Origin of the sequence: Vulcanococcus limneticus LL, from assembly GCF_002252705.1 — a bacterium.
Lineage (GTDB): Bacteria > Cyanobacteriota > Cyanobacteriia > PCC-6307 > Cyanobiaceae > Vulcanococcus > Vulcanococcus limneticus.
Genome location: NZ_NQLA01000111.1, coordinates 1 through 2,298, shown reverse-complemented (window position 1 = coordinate 2,298; position 2,298 = coordinate 1). Strand labels below are relative to the sequence as shown.

Genomic DNA, 2,298 nt, shown 5'->3' with positions numbered 1-2,298 from the left:
GCCTTGACGCTGGAGCTGCCCATGTTGAGCACCAGCACCAGTTCGGGGGGCGCCATGGCCTCAGGGCATGTCGCAGGTGATGGTGATCGGGAAGGGCTCGGCCCGCCAGATCCGTTCTGCGTACTCGCTGATGGAGCGATCCGAGGAGAAGAAGCCGGTTCGGGCCGCGTTCAGCAGCGAAATCCGGTTCCACTGCTCCCGGTCGGCCCAGAGGCGGTTTACCGCATCCTGGGCCCGCAGATAGTCGCTGAAGTCCGCCAGCACGAAGAAGGGATCACGGCCGGTGAGGTTTTCCAGCAGCGGCCGGAACAGGTCGCCATCGCCGTTGCTGAAGTGGCCCTGCTCCACCAGCTTCAGCACCTCGGAGAGTTCCGGGATCGAGCTGATCAGTTCCCAGGGCCGGTAGCCCTCGGCATGGAGGGCACTGATCTCGGATTCCGTCTTGCCGAACAGGAAGAAGTTGTCGGCCCCTACCTGCTCGCGGATCTCCACGTTGGCGCCATCGAGGGTGCCGATGGTGAGGGCCCCATTCATGGCGAACTTCATGTTGCCGGTGCCGGAGGCCTCCAGGCCGGCGGTGGAGATTTGCTCGGAGAGATCGGAGGCGGGATACACCCGCTCCCCCAGCTTCACGTTGTAATCCTGCAGGAATACCACCCGCAGGCGGCCGTCCATGTCGGGATCGGCGTTTACCGTTTCGGCGATGCCATTGAGGAAGCGGATGATCAGCTTGGCCATGTAGTAGCCGGGCGCTGCCTTGCCGCCGAAGATCACCGTGCGGGGCGCGAGGCCATCGGCCTGCCCGTTCTTGATGCGCAGGTACTGGGCGATGACCTGCAGGGCATTGAGATGCTGGCGCTTGTATTCGTGGATCCGCTTGACCTGAACGTCGAAGAGGGAGGAGGGATCCACCAGCAGGCCGCTCTGGCGCTGGATGTAGTGGGCCAGCGTGCGCTTGCAGGCGAGTTTGGTCTGGCCCCAGCGCTCCAGGAAGCCGCTGTCGTGCTGGAACTGCTCCAGGGCCCGCAGCTCGTCCAGGTTGCGCACCCAGCCCTCGCCGATGCTCTCGTTGAGCAGCTGGCGTAGGGGTGGATTGGAGAGCGCCAGCCAGCGCCTGGGGGTCACGCCGTTGGTGACGTTGGTGAACTTGTCGGGCCAGAGGGCGGCGAACTCGGGGAAGAGCTTGGTGCGCACCAGCTCGCTGTGCAGTGCCGCCACGCCGTTCACGTGGTGGGCCGCCACCGTGGCCAGGTTGGCCATGCGTACGGCCTTGCCTCCTTCTTCATCGATGATCGACACCCGGCGCAGCACGTCCTCGTTTCCGGGGTACTTGAGCCGTACGGTCTGCAGGAAGCGGCGGTTGATCTCGTAGATCAGCTCCAGGTGCCGCGGCAGCAGCGAGCCGAACAGCCCGAGCCCCCACTTCTCCAGGGCCTCGGGCAGCAGGGTGTGGTTGGTGTAGGCCAGCGAGCGGCTGGTGATGTCCCAGGCGGTGTCCCAGTCGAGGTGCTTGTCATCGATCAGCAGCCGCATCAGCTCGGCTACCGCGATCGCCGGGTGGGTGTCGTTGAGCTGCACCGCCCAGTGGTCGGGAAACTCCGTCACCGGCAGGCCGCGCCGGTCCAGACTGCGCAGCATGTCCTGCAGGGAGCAGCTCACGAAGAAGTGCTGCTGCTTGAGCCGCAGCCGGCGGCCCTCATCGGTGCCGTCGTTGGGGTAAAGCACCTTCGAGAGGGTCTCGCTGCCCACTTTCTCCTCCACGGCGCCGTAGTAGTCGCCGATGTTGAAGGCGTAGAAGTCGAAGGATTCGCTGGCGTCGGCCCGCCATAGGCGCAGCCGGTCGCAGGTGTTGACGCGATAGCCCAGCACCGGCACGTCGTGGGGCACCCCGATGGCGTGCTCCTCGGGGATCCAGCGCACGCGGTAGTGGCCGTGATCGTCGCGGTAGCTCTCGGTGCGGCCGCCGAAGCCCACGAAGCAGGCCTGGTCGGGGTGGGGGATCTCCCAGGGCCAGCCGCCCTTGAGCCACTTGTCGGTGATCTCCACCTGCCAGCCGTCGCGGATCAGCTGGTCGAAGATGCCGAACTCATAGCGGATGCCGTAGCCGGTGGCCGGGATCTCCAGCGAGGCCAGCGACTCCATGAAGCAGGCCGCCAGGCGTCCCAGGCCGCCGTTGCCGAGGCCCGGCTCCTCCTCCACCTCAAGGATCTCCTCCAGGTGCTCGATGCCGAAGCGGCGCAGGGCTTCCGTGGCCGCCTCCTGGATGCCGAGCATCAGCAGGTTGTTGCCCAGCTGGGG

1 protein-coding gene is annotated in these 2,298 nt (G+C 66.1%); it reads right to left on the bottom strand.

All coding sequences use genetic code 11. The features are described from left to right. Nucleotides 1-60 precede the first annotated feature (60 nt). The coding region (locus CJZ98_RS17495; RefSeq protein WP_094592382.1) for a glycogen/starch/alpha-glucan phosphorylase at nucleotides 61-2,298 on the bottom strand (2,238 nt) is incomplete at its 5' end.